The sequence below is a fragment of the Geobacillus uzenensis genome, from assembly GCF_002217665.1.
GTDB lineage: Bacteria > Bacillota > Bacilli > Bacillales > Anoxybacillaceae > Geobacillus > Geobacillus subterraneus.
Genome location: NZ_NEWL01000002.1, coordinates 1 through 16295 on the forward strand (window position 1 = coordinate 1; position 16295 = coordinate 16295).

The 16295-nt window shown below is 42.3% G+C and carries 13 protein-coding genes and 6 pseudogenes; 13 read left to right on the forward strand and 6 right to left on the reverse strand.

The annotated features are described in order from the left end of the window. Positions 1-125 (forward strand): annotated as a pseudogene (locus B9L21_RS17210) (IS701 family transposase); the annotation flags it as partial. Positions 126-194: 69 nt separating this feature from the next. Here the strand turns inward: B9L21_RS17210 and istB are convergent. Continuing rightward, the gene (gene istB, locus B9L21_RS01515; RefSeq protein ID WP_063164906.1) at positions 195-947 is read right to left on the reverse strand and encodes an IS21-like element helper ATPase IstB; all 753 of its coding nucleotides are present in this window, start codon (positions 945-947) and stop codon (positions 195-197) included. Beyond that, positions 944-1945: pseudogene (locus B9L21_RS01520) on the reverse strand (IS21 family transposase); the annotation flags it as partial. The gene istB and the pseudogene B9L21_RS01520, both read right to left, overlap by 4 nt. Positions 1946-2071: 126 nt before the next feature. Here B9L21_RS01520 and B9L21_RS17215 point away from each other — a divergent pair. From B9L21_RS17215 to B9L21_RS01535, 3 genes and pseudogenes are all read left to right on the forward strand, one after another. After that, positions 2072-2284 (forward strand): annotated as a pseudogene (locus tag B9L21_RS17215) (transposase); the annotation flags it as partial. A 205-nt stretch (positions 2285-2489) separates the two neighbouring features. Further along, a pseudogene (locus B9L21_RS01530) lies at positions 2490-2721 on the forward strand (PCYCGC motif-containing (lipo)protein); the annotation flags it as partial. Positions 2722-2857: 136 nt separating this feature from the next. Beyond that, a complete protein-coding gene (locus tag B9L21_RS01535; protein ID WP_015374824.1) occupies positions 2858-3580 on the forward strand; it encodes a ZIP family metal transporter in 723 nt (240 codons plus the stop codon). 211 nt (positions 3581-3791) lie between these two features. Here B9L21_RS01535 and B9L21_RS01540 read toward each other — a convergent pair whose 3' ends face one another. Together B9L21_RS01540 and B9L21_RS17845 are read right to left on the reverse strand one after the other, a co-directional pair. Further along, the gene (locus B9L21_RS01540) at positions 3792-4241 is read right to left on the reverse strand and encodes a hypothetical protein (RefSeq protein ID WP_050368667.1); all 450 of its coding nucleotides are present in this window, start codon (positions 4239-4241) and stop codon (positions 3792-3794) included. Between the two features lie 183 nt (positions 4242-4424). Beyond that, entirely contained in the window at positions 4425-4826 is a 402-nt protein-coding gene (locus B9L21_RS17845) for a hypothetical protein (RefSeq protein WP_050367240.1), read from the reverse strand. A gap of 750 nt (positions 4827-5576) precedes the next feature. Here B9L21_RS17845 and B9L21_RS18025 point away from each other — a divergent pair. From B9L21_RS18025 to B9L21_RS01575, 6 genes are all read left to right on the forward strand, one after another. Further along, complete coding sequence (locus tag B9L21_RS18025; RefSeq protein WP_256368158.1) at positions 5577-5702, forward strand: hypothetical protein; 126 nt, start codon at positions 5577-5579, stop codon at positions 5700-5702. A 220-nt stretch (positions 5703-5922) separates the two neighbouring features. Continuing rightward, entirely contained in the window at positions 5923-6231 is a 309-nt protein-coding gene (locus B9L21_RS01550; protein ID WP_050367241.1) for an ArsR/SmtB family transcription factor, read from the forward strand. 14 nt (positions 6232-6245) lie between these two features. Then, a complete protein-coding gene (locus B9L21_RS01555) occupies positions 6246-7190 on the forward strand; it encodes a cation diffusion facilitator family transporter (RefSeq protein ID WP_063164909.1) in 945 nt (314 codons plus the stop codon). 291 nt (positions 7191-7481) lie between these two features. After that, positions 7482-7850, forward strand: a complete 369-nt coding sequence (locus B9L21_RS01560; protein ID WP_055358810.1) for an ArsR/SmtB family transcription factor — start codon at positions 7482-7484, stop codon at positions 7848-7850. Next, positions 7843-9981, forward strand: coding sequence for a heavy metal translocating P-type ATPase (locus tag B9L21_RS01565; protein ID WP_063164910.1), 2139 nt, complete (start codon positions 7843-7845; stop codon positions 9979-9981). Before B9L21_RS01560 ends, B9L21_RS01565 begins: the two co-directional genes overlap by 8 nt. Positions 9982-10219: 238 nt before the next feature. Continuing rightward, the gene (locus tag B9L21_RS01575) at positions 10220-10600 is read left to right on the forward strand and encodes a hypothetical protein (RefSeq protein ID WP_052585063.1); all 381 of its coding nucleotides are present in this window, start codon (positions 10220-10222) and stop codon (positions 10598-10600) included. 209 nt (positions 10601-10809) lie between these two features. On the opposite strand, the pseudogene B9L21_RS18240 reads toward B9L21_RS01575, so the two are convergent. Continuing rightward, positions 10810-11891 (reverse strand): annotated as a pseudogene (locus tag B9L21_RS18240) (type I restriction endonuclease). A gap of 168 nt (positions 11892-12059) precedes the next feature. Between B9L21_RS18240 and B9L21_RS01585 the strand changes: the two are divergent. The 3 genes and pseudogenes from B9L21_RS01585 to B9L21_RS01595 all read left to right on the forward strand — a co-directional run. Beyond that, positions 12060-12628 (forward strand): annotated as a pseudogene (locus B9L21_RS01585) (transposase); the annotation flags it as partial. Positions 12629-12834: 206 nt separating this feature from the next. After that, positions 12835-14874, forward strand: a complete 2040-nt coding sequence (locus B9L21_RS01590; RefSeq protein ID WP_063164911.1) for a bifunctional 2',3'-cyclic-nucleotide 2'-phosphodiesterase/3'-nucleotidase — start codon at positions 12835-12837, stop codon at positions 14872-14874. Between the two features lie 14 nt (positions 14875-14888). Further along, positions 14889-15521 (forward strand): LysE family translocator, encoded by a 633-nt coding sequence (locus B9L21_RS01595; RefSeq protein WP_063164912.1) that lies wholly within the window; start codon positions 14889-14891, stop codon positions 15519-15521. Between the two features lie 40 nt (positions 15522-15561). On the opposite strand, the gene B9L21_RS01600 is transcribed toward B9L21_RS01595, so the two are convergent. Next, entirely contained in the window at positions 15562-16188 is a 627-nt protein-coding gene (locus B9L21_RS01600) for a LysE family translocator (protein WP_063164913.1), read from the reverse strand. Positions 16189-16295: the final 107 nt, after the last annotated feature.

Here is a 16295-nt window from a genome sequence, read left to right on the forward strand (position 1 = left end):
ATTTCTCTCACAGCGATCATCAATTGGTCTGGGGGCATTCGCTTGTTTGGCTGATGGTGCACACCTTCACGCAAGCGTTTCCGTTCGCCTTTCGTCTGTATGACAAGACATCGGGAAGAAGCAAAATGTTTTTTGCAAGCAAAAAGTGCAGAGAATTGCAAGAAAAAATACATAGGCTTGCCGGCTCAATGAATTTACCTTTCAACCGAGCGAGAAGGGAGCGACTGAACGGCAGAAAGCGCGTGCCGCAAGCGGTAGCTCTCTCCCGTAAACGCGAGAATGTGGGCGTGATGGACCAAACGATCCACCAGCGCTGCCGTCAGGCGGTTGTCCCCAAACACTCGATTCCACTGTCCAAACTCTAAATTCGATGTCACGATGACACTTTTTCGTTCATAACAATCGGCAATGATGTGAAACAGCAGTTCCGATCCCTGCTTTTGAAAAGGTACATAGCCGAGTTCGTCCAAAATCAACAGCTCGCATGTGTCGATTTGCCGTTTGAGCCGTCCGAGGGTGCCGTCTTTTAACGCCTCTTCGAGCTGGGCGACAAGATCGGCGACACGGAAAAACCGAACTTCATGGCCCCGTTCACACGCTTTTAATCCTAATGCGGTGGCGAGATGGGTTTTTCCTGTTCCCGGCGAACCTAAAAGCAGGACGTTCTGTTTTTGCTCCAAAAAGCGAAGGTCGCAAAGTTCTTCCTTCGAGGTCGTGGTCGGCCAATGAATCTGATCCGACCATTCATAATCTTTGAGCCATTTCAACTCCCGGAACTTCGCCTTCTTGATCAATCGAGCCTGTTTTGCTTTCTGACGGAACGACAGCTCCAACGCCAACACATCACGCAAAAACTGTTCCTTGGTCTCGTAGGCCACCTCCTCGAATCGATCCGCGATGTACGCCAAATGCAGGGCTTTACAAATCTCTTTTACATCCATCTTCATGCCCGGCTTCCCCCTTCCCTTGACGGACAAAGACGTTGATCATACACATGTAAATCGGTTTCATAGTCGACGAAAACGGAAGGGGTATAGGCTTCTTCCCATTTCGCGGGATACTCCGAACGCTTCGCCTCCATCAACACCCCGATCTCATGGGGCGTCAAATCCCACCGTTGATACTTGTCAAGCCACTGGGCGATCTCATAGACGGTGTACCGCTCCAGCAGCTTCTGCACTCCTCGAATGCGTGATGCCGTCTGTTTCGGTTGTTCCATGAAGTATTTCCTAATGGCCTCCGGCAAGTAAACTCGAAACCGCGAATACTCCACCACCCGGGGCTTTTGCGCCCATTCCGCCAAAATGTCCTTCCAAGGGAGCTCCCGTTGCTTTTTCGTGTACGGCCTTGGCGCTTCCAGGTACACCTCCCCTTCCTGGGACAAAACCATGAAACAATCCCATTCCTTTTTGACAAGGACACGGTTGGGAACCGGGATCCCATGAACCACAAACGCCTCCCCATCCACCGTTACTTCCCCGTATTTATTGACATTAGCGTGGTGGAAGGAGAAGATCGGGAGATCTCTCTCCGGCAGGACAAGCAACTCCTTTTGTTCTTCCTGCCATAATTCCTCAATGGTTCTCCCTTTTTCATAGTGGGGGCGGGCTCGATCTTCGATCATCTTGCGATGCAGCCACTCCGCCAGTTCTTCATCCCCCTCGATCAACGGAGCAGGGACAAAGCAGTGTTGACGAGTATAGTAAACTTTCCGTTCGACATTCCCTTTTTCGTGTCCGCTATACGGATTGCACGCCTGTACGTCAAACCCATAATGAAGCCGGAATCGCTCAAATGCTTCAGTATATTGACGTTCGCCTCCTTTTCGAATCGAAACCACCGCCGCCGCCAAATTGTCGATGCGCAGTTTTCTCGGGACGCCTCCGGCTTGGCGAAACAGCTGAGTGAGCCCGTAAAGAAAACATTCGCTGTTTTCCGCCGGCATCCACTGTTTTGTTCTTCACAACCTTAACAGTAGAGGGAATTTTAGGAGCTGGCAAGCCTTTTTTTATGCCATGAAGCTCTGCACTTTTTTGTTGCAGAACTCTGTACTTTCATTTTGCACTAAACAAGCAAAATCGACCTGGCGATCGAGATGCTTTCCTCGCTCAAGAGGAAGCGGGCTCAGCCGGTGTATGTGCTCGTGGATTCATGGTATCCGTCCCAAGCGCTCATCGAAGCCTGTCTGAAACAAGGATTCCATGTCATCGCCATGCTCAAGACGAACCGGATTCTCTACCCACGAATCACGATACCCAACCGCTTCGGCAATCAGTTGAATCTCTTCATCCGAAACAAGTTTTTGCATCAAATTCGGGAGTGTGGTATGCTTGTTCATAGAGAGCACCTCCTGGGTTTGTTTGTGTCGCTACTCACATTCTACAGGAAAGGTGCTCTTTTTTCTATACCCTTTGGATTTTATTGGATAATCAACACGCCTGATAAAAAATATAACTATGTGCTAAATAATCAATATAACCAAACAAAAGAAGAGTGCAGGACATAAAAGTAGTATGAATTGCTTTGTCAAAAAAAATCAATGAAGATGGTTCTGTTGTCTGGGATGACCACGGTACTCGTTGTGGCGTTTGCTTACAAATCGCCGCGGAATCCATTAAAATGAAACAAGAAGGTAAGTCTATAAAGGAAATTCGCCACTACATTGATGAAAAGTACAAAGAAGGTTACGCAAAACCAACTAAAACTCCAATGCCTTTATAATAAACAAACCTCACTTTTCCGAAAACGAAGGCTTTACAATCCTCCCACGGTGGAGGATTTTTTGTTTTCTTAAGGCATATTTTATAAGTTTGGCAGATATAAAAGTAAAGACAACTTAGTACAAGGGGGATGATGGATGAACTCACTTTGGCTTTTAGGGTTTTCTGCTTCTGCTATTGGAATGTTATCTGGCGGAGTGATTGCTTGGTTGTTTAAAGGCTGGCAAAAAGGAACGCCAACCATTTTTTCAGTATGTAGTGGTATGATATTTGGACTGGTCGCGATGGAAATTTTGCCTGAAAGCATAGAAATTGGAGGTTGGTTTATTGCTATTGTCGGATTGATTTTTGGTTATTTTATTTATAAGCATCTAGAAAAGGTTTCCCATCATGTGATCATTATTACCAATGACGCTAAAAAAGACTTATTTGTACATTCTGGTCTATTTTTAACATTCAGTATTGCCCTACACAATTTTCCAACAGGCATCGCACTTGGAGCCAATACTCACGATTCATTGACTAAACCAATGATGACTGCGATCATGCTTCACAATATTCCAGAAGGGATTGCTGTTTTTACTCCCTTGCTGATGGCTGGGTTTGGAATTATCAGCATCATACTTGGGGCAACCATAGCCTCCGCCCCCATAGGAGTTGGAGCCTTCATCGGAAGTAATTATGGGATGGGTGTCCCTTGGCTAGTAGCAATGATTATCGCATTGGCGATGGGGGTAATGCTTTCCGTGACGGGAAAAGAAATTTTTGGAACAGCTTTACGCACATCTACCAAAATATACTGCGTTATCATGGCTGTAATCGGTTTTGTATTGGTTTCATTTTACTTGTTTTTTCTATAAAAGACTTTACTAAAAAGGTGCATGTTAAGTTAACGGGTTCGGTTCAGAAGTACAAAATCAAGAAAAACAGTACAAATAACAGCGTAATTAGCACAAAATTCGAACCAAATTTAACAAAGTAAAAAGCACATTAAAACGCTTGGGTTTATTCCAAGCGTTTTAAACTAAAATTATATTGACTTGTTCAATTAAGACTGTTACTAAAATGTTACTACCGTACTTCAATTACAAAGGCATAACTTGAATCTCCCTTTTCCCATCTCGCTGAAACATCATACACATATACACCTTTTTCTTTTGGTAATAGTATCACATTATCATTTATTGGAACATTTTCTGTTTTTTCATTTGTAAGCCATCTATTTACTACTAATGTATTTTCTTTAGGCTCATCTTTGAATTCTATTTTCAATTGGGAATCTGGTGGTACAACCACAGGTTTTAGTTCTTGATTTTTAATGAGTTCTGGCGGAGAACTTGTATCGGCACAAACAGAACTAAGTAATCCATTCCAACAATACGAACCTTGTGCCACTTCTACCTTTTTTTCTCCAACAGTTATGGTTGGTAAAGGTGGTTTAGCACTAAATAGTTCAGTAACAAAATCCCCCCCAATGCCTAACGCAATTAATACTAATAATGTAATTAAAAACTTTTTCATACACTTCCCCCTCATGGGTTAATTTTCCCTTTGCTAATTTTCTGAGTAATCTATATATTCAGTTTAACATAAAATACCAAAATCATTAAAAAGGATTTAGTCAAAAAATATTGATATTTCAGCAAAAAATAAAAAACAAATCGTATACTGATTTGGTCCTATAAAATATCAAATCCCTTAAGGTTATTGCATATAGATTATTTCTTTTAAATCAAATTGTTTTTTTGCAATGCCTAATCGTTGAGCAGGTGTTCCTACTGTCTCCTTTGTTTTGTATGCTAAACAAAAATTGTAGTAAGTCCGAAGTATGGTAAGAGCCATTTGAGCATACTTTGAGTTAAAGTTTGAATAGATATAGCTTTTTCCGTCACCACGAGCTGTTATCAATGGTCTTTCTAAAATAGATAGCCGTCTTCGAATGTGCTGGATAAAGGTATTTGTGGCGTTGTCATTCACGATTAGCAATGTCCTTTGGTTCGAATGATGAAAGATTGGTTGTACAATCAATTCATCGAAATCTTCTGTCAATTGTCGCAAGTGGATGTTCAATCGAATTATCAGCGTATTCATAATGACTGCTGCCACCTGAAATGACTTTCTTATGAAATTGGTGTGTATGAAATAATTCTTCCAGTTTCAGAAAAGCCAATTTCTGCAAAGAACTTGTAATCATAACCAAAGTTAATTCCCCAGTTGATTAAATCCACTCCTGCTTGAATAAATTCCTCACGAGCTTGTTTCCGAGATTTTGTTTTATCCGTTTGACAAAGAAAATGGTGGGCATTAGATAAGTGAATTTCTTTGGCAAATACACGATAAAGGGAAGTCATCAATGAATTTATGTCCAATTAGCATCAATTTTAACACATATTTGGAATACTGTCTGTTGGTCAGCAGTCACTTGCTAATTATAATGCGATTAATGGTGATAAATTCAATAAAACATTGATATATCAACAAATAAAAGGAGTCCAATTCATATGCGAATTGAACTCCTTTTTGTATTACTTTTTTCAATTTTATACTCAACAACCGAACCCGTTATGTTAAATTGTGCCTTTTTGTATGTTATCCCAAAGAATAATCTAGCGGATGTGTAGAGAAAATAATCCAAAAAATGGTTCTTTCGGGAGTTTTTTATCAAAAACGATGTTATTTCATCAGAACTCAAGACATCGCTAAAAGTATGAAAGCGGATGTGACACAATTAAAATGTGAAGATGATATGGTATACAGAACGTAACAAGAAGGATGCTAAAAATGAAATCGAAAACGAGCAATAAAAAGTGGTCATTTTGAATCGATCGATAAACTGCATTCATACGGAGGTTTCTAATGAACAGGGATAAAGACAAGAAAGAAACTGAGAAAAAAGAGGAACAAACACAACAAACAAGTAATGAGGATAACGTCATACGGGAACTTGAAGAAGAATTTACAAAAGATGTGCTGATATTTTAAAGGACAGCTCACTGCTGTCCTTTTTATACCCTTAAATCGGCATGTTGCAAGTCTGATTTTTCCACCTGAACGGTTGTCATCATCCCCCCTCATTTATTATCTAAATCCCTCATTTTCATGAAAAAACATTTCCTAAACTTGACAAAAAACTGAATGTAAAATATGATACATACATATGAATATATGCTCATATATAATAAATAAAGTGAGGGAAATCATCATGAAGACCGAAGACCATTCTTTCCTAAAATCTGAAACCATTGAAAATGTATCGCGCATATTTAAAGTATTAGCCGATCCAACACGAATCAAAATTCTTTATTTGTTATCGCAAGAAGAGTGCAATGTCAATCACATTGCAGAAGTGTTGGAAATGTCACAATCAGCCGTTTCCCACCAACTTAGTATGTTGCGAAATCTGAGACTGGTTAAGTATCGCCGTGAAGGAAAAACACTGTTTTACTCCTGCGATGACGAACACGTTATTTCATTATTAAAACAAGCCATTGACCATGCTGAACATCATTAAGGAGGCGTTTTATCATGCATCATCACCACCATCATTCTCACGACCACCATGGTCATCACCATCACCACGGACACCATCATGGTCACAGTAGAGAAGGGAATAAAAAAGGGCTTACGATTGCACTTCTCATTACCACTGGAATTATGTTATTGGAGTTTTTTGGAGGTTTAATCACAAACAGTCTAGCTCTTCTTTCTGACTCTGGTCATATGCTTAGTGATGCCAGTTCACTTGTTCTTAGTCTAGTTGCTATTTGGTTTGCCACCAAACCAGCTTCCCCCAATAAAACGTATGGCTTTTATCGTTTTGAAATTTTAGCCGCTTTATTTAATGGAGTTACCTTGTTTGTAATCGCTGGATTTATTATTTGGGAAGCAATTGAACGTTTTTACAACCCACCAACGGTAGCTAGCGGCTCTATGATGATCATTGCGTCCATTGGTCTGTTTGCCAATCTTTTAAGTGCTTGGGCGTTAATGAGAAAAGGGGATGTGAAAAATAATGTCAATCTTCGTAGCGCTTATCTTCATGTGATCGGTGACGCTTTGGGTTCCGTAGGTGCTATCATCGCTGGGCTTGTCATGTGGCTCTTTAGTTGGTATGTCGCTGACCCCATTATTTCCATTTTGGTTGCCTTATTAATCTTGAAAGGCGCTTGGGGAGTGATTAAACATACGGTTCACATTTTGATGGAAGGAACGCCCATTACCATTGACCAAAATGAAGTGAAAAAAGCCTTAGAAAGTATTGAAGGAGTGATTAACGTTCACGACCTTCATATTTGGACAATTACTTCAGGGTTAGACTCATTAAGTTGCCATATTTTGATTGAAGATCATCAAGACAGCCAAAAGGTTTTACAAGATGCCATTCACATGATTGAAGAAAAATTTAAGATTCTGCATACAACCATTCAAATTGAAACCTCTCAAATCCATCATGGGGAAATGAAAGTCTAGCGAAAAACAATATAGAGTGATGTCAGCTATTGTGATTAGCGGCTTAAACGCATATTTATTGTTTAAGAAATAGTAAACCTCATTATCTTTTTGCGGATAATGAGGTTTATTGTTTTTATCTAATAGAATTTTTTGATGTAGCTAATTAAATGAATCGCACGGTAAATATTGGGTTGATTTTTTTAAATTCCATTCTTTTTTTGTTTTTAATTCAAATAAATATTTGAATAATAAAAGAAATGGGGTATAATATATTAAAACGGAAATTTGAATATGAAAGAGGGATAATGAATGAGTAAGAAAGATACATGTGAAATTTATTGTTATGACGAAGAAAAAGTCAATCGAATACAAGGGGAATTGCAAAAAGAAGATATATCCAGTGTTGTCCTGTTGTTTAAAGCACTGGCAGATGAAAATAGGGCAAAAATTGTCTATTCACTTTGCCAAGATGAAGAGTTATGTGTATGTGATATTGCTAATATCATCGGGGCTTCTGTTGCAACAACTTCCCATCATTTACGGACTCTTTATAAACAAGGGATTGTAAAGTATCGAAAAGAAGGAAAGCTAGCATTTTATTCGCTGGATGATGACCATATTAAGCAGTTAATCATGATTGCGTTAGTACATGATAAAGAGGTGAAAGTCCGTGTCTGAACAACAAGCAAAATTATCTAAATCAGAAGCGAAAACCTACCGTGTTCAAGGATTTACTTGTGCAAACTGTGCGGCAAAGTTTGAAAATAATGTAAAATCATTGCCCGGTGTTCAGGATGCTAAAGTAAACTTTGGAGCATCTAAAATTACCGTTTGGGGTACAACAACCATCGAAGAATTAGAAAAAGCAGGAGCTTTTGAAAACTTAAAGGTTCGGGAAGATAAAGAAAAATCAGTCAAGCGTGAACCTTTTTGGAAGCAAAAAGAGAACATTAAAGTGTATATTTCCGCCGTTTTGCTTGTGATCAGTTGGTTTTTAGGGAAGCAATACGGAGAAGAGCATATCTTTGCGACAATTGGATATGCTGCAGCAATTTTAATCGGTGGATATTCGTTATTTATAAAAGGTTTCAAAAACCTAGTTCGATTGAATTTTGATATGAATACGCTGATGACAGTGGCGATTTTAGGAGCTGCAGCGATTGGTGAATGGGGAGAAGGTGCAACGGTTGTTATTCTATTCGCCATTAGCGAAGCCTTAGAGCGTTATTCCATGGATAAAGCTCGTCAATCCATTGAATCGTTGATGGATATTGCTCCAAAAGAAGCATTAATTCGTCGCGGAAATGAAGAAATGATGGTCCCTGTTGACGATATTCAAGTCGGAGATATTATGATCGTAAAGCCTGGTCAGAAATTAGCGATGGATGGAATCGTCATCAAGGGTACATCTACGCTAAATCAGGCTGCCATTACGGGAGAAAGTGTTCCCGTAGCGAAAACAGTTGGTGATGAAGTTTTTGCAGGAACATTGAATGAAGAAGGGTTATTGGAAGTAAAAGTGACAAAACGAGTGGAAGATACAACTCTTTCGAAAATCATCCATTTAGTGGAAGAAGCTCAAGCAGAACGAGCACCTTCTCAAGCGTTTGTAGATCGTTTTGCCAAATACTATACACCAGCCATTATCATTTTTGCTCTTTTACTAGCCGTTATTCCTCCATTATTTATGGGTGCTGATTGGAGCGAATGGATTTATCGAGGTCTAGCTGTATTAGTGGTTGGTTGTCCGTGTGCGTTGGTTATTTCCACGCCTGTTTCGATTGTAACTGCCATTGGAAATGCAGCGAAAAACGGTGTGTTAATTAAAGGTGGTATTTATTTAGAGGAAGCAGGATCTCTAAAAGTCATCGCTTTTGATAAAACAGGAACATTAACAAAAGGTGTTCCTTCCGTCACCGATGTGGTCACTTATAATGGCAATGAAAATGAACTAATGACCATTACAGCAGCCATTGAAAAAGGCTCACAACATCCACTTGCTTCCGCCATTATAAGAAAAGCAGAAGAAGATGGATTGAATTTTAATGATTTATCTGTTGAAGAATTCCAATCCATTACAGGTAAAGGGGTCAAAGCAAGAGTAAACAACGAAATGTATTATGTCGGAAGTCCAGGTCTTTTTGAAGAACTTCTTCCAAATGGCATCCAATCAGAAATAAAAGAACAAATGACAACCCTTCAAACACAAGGGAAAACGGTCATGGCGTTAGGAACGGAAAAAGAAATTCTGGCGTTAATTGCCGTGGCAGACGAAATAAGAGAATCATCCAAAGAGGTTATTCGAAAACTTCATCAAGTCGGTATTGAAAAAACGGTAATGTTGACAGGGGATAACCAAAGAACAGCCGAAGCCATCGGAAAACAAGTCGGCGTTTCCGATATTAAAGCCGATTTACTTCCAGAAGATAAACTGAATTTCATCAAAGAGCTTCGTGACAAGCATCAAAGCGTGGCGATGGTTGGAGATGGTGTGAACGATGCACCAGCTCTTGCAGCTTCAACCGTTGGTGTGGCAATGGGCGGTGCTGGAACCGATACAGCCCTAGAAACAGCCGATATTGTCTTAATGTCTGATGATTTAAGCAAATTGCCATATACGATTAAATTGAGCCGCAAAGCTTTAGCGATTATTAAGCAAAACATTACTTTCTCTTTAGGGATTAAGGCATTGTCATTACTGTTAATTGTGCCTGGTTGGTTAACGCTATGGTTAGCGATATTTGCCGATATGGGAGCAACATTAATCGTAACATTAAACAGCATGCGATTGCTAAAAGTTAAAGAATAGGCTCTTCACCACAAAATGTACTTGACAATCAAGTTGTTTTCTGATCAAGGGTACAAAAAATGCGAAATTTCCTGTATGGTAAAGGTAACCAAACCATCAACCATGGAGGAAATTTCGCATGCAATCTCAGTTTATCAAAGATTTGATCACTTCACCAGGCTTTCTTATTCAAGGAGAACGAAAAGAGGAAGGACGATGGATTTTTGAACGTTCCCTCCCTTCTCATTAGGTGAATAAAATGATCGTTGCCAACAATTATAGTGAAATCAAAGATCATTTTGATTTCACGGATAGTATTATAACGGATATGAAATGGAACAATCCGTTAGATTTATCTATAATGATCGACTATTATTGGGATACACAGGAGAATAGGGAAGAAAACAGAATATTAGCGTTGCATTTTAAGGATTGCCTGGCTGTGGAGTATAAACTAAAAAAAGAGATACTAGAAATGTCAAGGGATGATATCCATTTTGATAGCTTGTTCACTATTATTCGCTTCGAAAATGTAGAAGCAAATTCAAGCGTATTTCACCATTTTCATATCTATACCTTTGATTATAAAGAGCCATTGCTAAAAATTATTTGTAAGCAGGTTCAGTTGGAGGAAGTATAGGTCGGTGTTTGAAAACAATGGAAGAAGAAAAGAAGGCGGATCGCTCCGCCTTTTTTGCACGGGATAGCAGCCGAAAATAATTTTGCACAAATTGAACGGTGCGGTGGGGAACGTTGGTCAACAGGCGGCTTACAAATTTTTATGTAAAATATGTTAAATTCCGTTGAAATTGGCTGGAAACTTTGTTATGGAGCAAGGCTTTCCAATGTTTAGAGGAATTTCTGTGCTACTTTTATTAGTTTGTCCCTATGTTTTTCAATATCGGCCACCGTTTCGATATATACTGTTGTTCTCCCTTCATCATTGAACTGAATGTACTTGTTGCTTGTATTGAGTCCGAGACGGCAAATCCATCTTCGGATGTTATTGTCCAGTAAAACATTAAAGTAGCTCAAGTTATCGCGATAATAGATACGTTCGGGATCGAGAATCTCCCTTAGGAGCATCCGCACTAATACATACCCCTCAAGCTCCTCCTCTGTAGTGACTATCTGCGGCGCATGGTGTTCCTCTTTTGGATCTTCGGGAACATCTGTCGCTTTCTCTTCTTTCGCTTGGGCGGTCTCTTCTTCGTCACTGTTGGCTAAGGCAGCCCTTAAGTTTATCGTTGACTTGGTCGTTTAGAAACTGTTTCAGTGCCTTTTTCACAAGCCCTTGAAACTTTTCGATCACGTTTTTAGTTTTCTTTCCGGGATAAATATCGCTGATGATGAATGCAACGAACTCATCAGACGGGTTTTCCCACTGATTATTCAGGAACTGTTTAATTTCATTTAGGTATTTTAATTCGGATGCGGCGCTGAAAATGCTGTCAACGTCGAAACTGCTTTTTCGGAATTTAGCCAGCTCGATAATTTGATTTTCTCTCGGTTCAGCGAGGTTAAACTCGAAAAATGGCACTGAATCCATTTTGTTTTGTTCATCGAGATCGGTATAAAATCTGTATAAGATGCCATTAGTCAAAATAGCGAACTTAGCTGAGGTTGCGTCAAAATATCTAAACAGCTGCGAATCGTGTTTATCCAGCTTTTGATTGGCGGCCTTAGCTTCAATGAGAATAACCGGTTTTCCATCGATCATAATGGCGTAGTCGACCTTTTCCCCTTTTTTGATTCCCACGTCAGCTGTAAACTCCGGTAAAAACTCTTCCGGATTGAAAATATCGTACCCTAGAACTTGAAAGAAAGGCATAATGATCGATGTTTTCGTAGCTTCCTCTGTCGCTATAGTATTTTTTAATCTGTTCACTCTTTTCGTATAGTGTCTGGATCTGCTCGATGAAATGATCCATTTTGCTCCACCCCTCTGCACAACATTTATCTTAATTAGGCGAGAAGACTCCCACTTCGACGAAGCGAAGCGGAGTAAGTGGGAGATGAATCGCCTTAACTATATTTTGTTGAAAATAGGATAGATTCAGTAAAATATAGTATCATATAGTTAGATGGGAGGTGAAAACATGTATTTTTGTATCAAACAACAGCTAAATGGTTTGACCAAAGAAGAATACTTGACTCTTCGAGAACTGTGCCATATTGCCAAGAACATGTACAACGTCGGATTGTACAATGTCAGACAATACTATTTTGAACACAAGGAATTTCTTAATTATGAGAAAAACTATCATCTTGCAAAAACTAACGAAAACTATAAGCTGTTAAACAGCAACATGGCACAGCAAATTTTAAAAAAGGTCAATGAAGCCTTTAAATCTTTCTTTGGTTTGATCAGTCTTGCCAAACAAGGAAAATATGACCTTGTGTCACATCAGACGGCAGATCATTCATCATTGATGGGCGGAGATTAAAAAGTATAAATCAATGGTTTAACAAAGAAAATGCCAGACTTCAAAGCATGAAAGATAAGCAAAAAATCAAAGGCACCACTCGTAAACAGGCTTTGCTTGCTATGAATCGCAATAATAAAGTGAATGATTATATCAACAAGACTTGCCGTTACATCATTAACTACTGTATTGAAAATCTGAGTGTCTTATGCTCTAGCGGCGAAGTGGACACGCCTCAAAGAATAAGGATTGCTTGAAGCAGTCAAACTTCTTTGGAAGCCCCCACTTCAAATTTTCGCTAGAAAATTAAGTGGGGGTAGTTCACATGTCCTTGACGGACCATTTATATCCCCCTTTGCTAAACTTTCAGCGAAACATTTCCCGAAAATTTTGGATCTTTTATAGTATAATACAGATGACAATGATTTGATGAGTGGGGGGATGGGCATTGAAAAAACGGAAGAAATACGCGGCGGCGAGCGTGTTGTTGGCGTTGGGGCTGCTGGCTCCTTCGTTTGGGCCGACGGCGGTAGGCGCGGAGGATCGGGATGTCGTCAAGCTGCGCATTTTGGAGACTACCGATGTACATATGAATCTCGTTAACTATGATTATTTCAAAGACAGCCCGACGAATGAGTTCGGGCTGTCAAAAACGGCGCGATTGATCGAGCAGGCACGCGTTGAGCAGCCGAATACGCTTCTGTTTGACAACGGAGATTTGATTCAAGGAACGCCGCTTGGCGACTATGTGGCGAAAGTGAAGCCGCTGCAAGATGGCGAAGTGCATCCAGCCGTGAAACTGTTGCATTTGTTGAAATATGATGCGGCGACAGTGGGAAACCATGAGTTCAACTATGGCTTGGATTTCCTCGATGAGGTGTATGATGATGCCAAGCTGCCGATCGTGAACGCGAATGTGTACCGCGATGACCATGATCAAAATCCAGATAACGATGTCAACTATTTCACGCCGTATCACATTTTCGCGAAAGACGTCGTTGATGAAGACGGAGAGACACATACGCTGAAGATCGGCGTCATCGGCTTTGTGCCGCCGCAAATCATGGATTGGGACAAAGCGAATTTGCAAGGGAAAGTAATAGCGAAAGACATTGTGCAGTCGGCACAAAAGTATATTCCAAAAATGAAAGCCGAAGGGGCCGATTTGATCGTCGTGCTGTCACACTCGGGCATTGAAACCAGCGGAAACAGCCCGAATATGGAAAACGCCTCCTATTATTTGACGCAAATTCCGGGGGTTGACGCCGTGTTGACCGGCCATCAGCATAAAAAATTTCCGGCGCTTCCGGGAACGACGCCCGATTTTCCGGATGGAAACGGTATCAACAATGAAAACGGGACGATCAACGGCGTTCCGGTGACGATGCCAGGTTCGTGGGGCGATACGCTTGGGGTTATTGACTTGACGGTTGAGCAAGTCGATGGGAAATGGAAAGTGACACAGGCAAAAGCCCAGCTTCGCCCGGTGTACGACAAGGCGACGAAAACGCCGTTGGTTGACAGCGACCCGGCCGTCGAGCAGGCGATCCAAACGGAACATGAAGCGACGATTCAGTACGTCCGCAGCCCGGTTGGAGAAACTACGAGCCCGATCAACAGCTATTTTGCACTCGTTCAAGATGATCCGTCCGTGCAAATCGTTACGAACGCCCAAAAGTGGTATGTGGAAAACATGCTAAAAGGGACGCAGTATGAAGGTCTTCCGGTGCTGTCGGCCGGCGCTCCGTTCAAAGCCGGCGGACGCGGTGGACCGAGCTATTACACGGATATTCCGACAGGGGAAATCGCCATTAAAAACGTCGCCGATTTGTACTTGTATCCAAACACGGTGTATGCGCTGAAAATTACGGGAGCCGAGTTGAAAGAATGGCTTGAGTGGTCGGCGGGGCAATTCAACCAAATCGACCCGAACAAGACAGGCATTCAGCCGCTTGTGAACAACGACTTCCCGACGTACAACTTCGACATTATTGATGGCGTAACGTACGAGATCGATGTTACCGAGCCGGCGAAATACGACAAAAACCAAAATGTGATCAACCCAAAAGCCAACCGCATTAAAAACTTGCGATTCCAAGGCAAGCCGGTGACGCCGAAGATGGAATTTATCGTTGCGACGAACAACTACCGGGCGACGACGAACCGGATCATCAATCCGGGCGGGAAAAACACGATTTTGGCCGCACCGGATGAAAACCGGCAAGTGATCATCGATTATATTCGCGAAAGCGGAACGATCAACCCGTCCGCGGACGGCAACTGGACCTTTGCGCCAGTGAAAGGGAAAGCATCGGTGACCGTTTCCTTTGAATCGTCACCGGACGCACAAAAATATTTGCCGCCAGACAGCCGCATCCGCTATGTGGCGACATTGTCCAACGGGTTTGCCCGATATGAACTTGCGCTGTTGTCTTGGAAAGAAACGAAGACAAACCATTCGAAAGAACTAGCAACATCCAGCCATTAAGGGGAGGGAGACGCGTGTTAGGCATTACAAGTTACGGGATGTATTTGCTGGCGTCGATTTTGATGCATGCCACTCCGGGTGTGGATACGATGTATATTATGGGGCGCAGTGTCGCGCAAGGGAGAAAAGCGGGCGTGTATTCGGTGTTGGGCATTTCGACAGGGGTGTTCGTTCATACGCTGCTCGCTGCGTTTGGCTTGGCGGTGATTTTGCAGCAGTCGGTTGTCTTGTTTACGGCTGTGAAAATCGCCGGTGCGGCGTATTTGGTGTATCTTGGCATCAAAATGATGCGGCAGCCGGCGCCGCCAGCGTTGGAGTCCGAGAAATTGGCGCCGATGAAGCTGAAAAAGATTTATTGGCAAGGCGTGACGACCAATGTAATGAATCCGAAAGTGGCGTTGTTTTTCCTTTCCTTTTTGCCGCAATTCATTCAAACGGATCAGCCGTACGGCCCGCTTCCGTTTTTGCTGCTTGGTTTATCGTTCGTGGTGACGAGCACGATGTGGGGGCTTGGCGTCGTCTATGTTACCGCGCTGGCAACGAAACGGGTGCGCCAAAACGCGAAAATGGCGCTTCTTGTCAATCGGTTGACGGGGATCATGTTCATTGGGCTTGGGGTGAAGCTGCTGCAAACGAAAGCATCATGAGCGGGCTGAAAAAATCGCCCGCTCACTTTGTTTGCCGCCGCTACGACCGCTCGCTGAAGGCGATTTGGATGCCGATGGCGGCGAAAAGGACGCCTTTTAGCCAATGGATCCGCCGGGCGATTCGTTCGTTCGACAGCAGCCAGTGGCGCAGTTTTTCCGCACCGATGCTCACCAAGGTGAAGACAACGAGCGCTTGAACGAGAAAGATGACGCCTAATGCGAGCATTTGCTGCGGGATTCGGCCCGCTGACGGATGGACGAACTGCGGCAATAGCGCCAAAAAGAAGAGCGACACTTTCGGATTGAGCACGTTCATGAAAATGCCTTTTTTGTACAGCGACATTAAGGCGAGCCGCTCTTGACGCTCGAGCGCCAGGCCAGCGTCTTTTTCGCGGAACGCTTGCCATGCCAAGTACAGCAAATACGCGGCGCCTGCGTATTTGACGACGGCAAAGGCCAAGGCGGATTGGTAAATGACGGCCGAGACGCCAAGCACCGCCGCGCTAATATGGACGACAAGCCCTGTGCACAGCCCGAGCGCGGTGGCGATGCCCGCGTGCTTGCTTTGGGACAGGCTTTGGGCGATGACGAATAAAATGTCTGGGCCCGGGGCGAGCGTCAGCACAACCGCGACGCCTAAAAACGATAAAGCGGTATCCATTTCCATCGGACACACCTCTTTGGTTGTTGATCATGACGATGATTCCTAAGTTTCGCCATGCTCCCGTTTAATTCCTTTTTTCTCGGCAAAAATGGGTTCATTTCCTGTTTGAC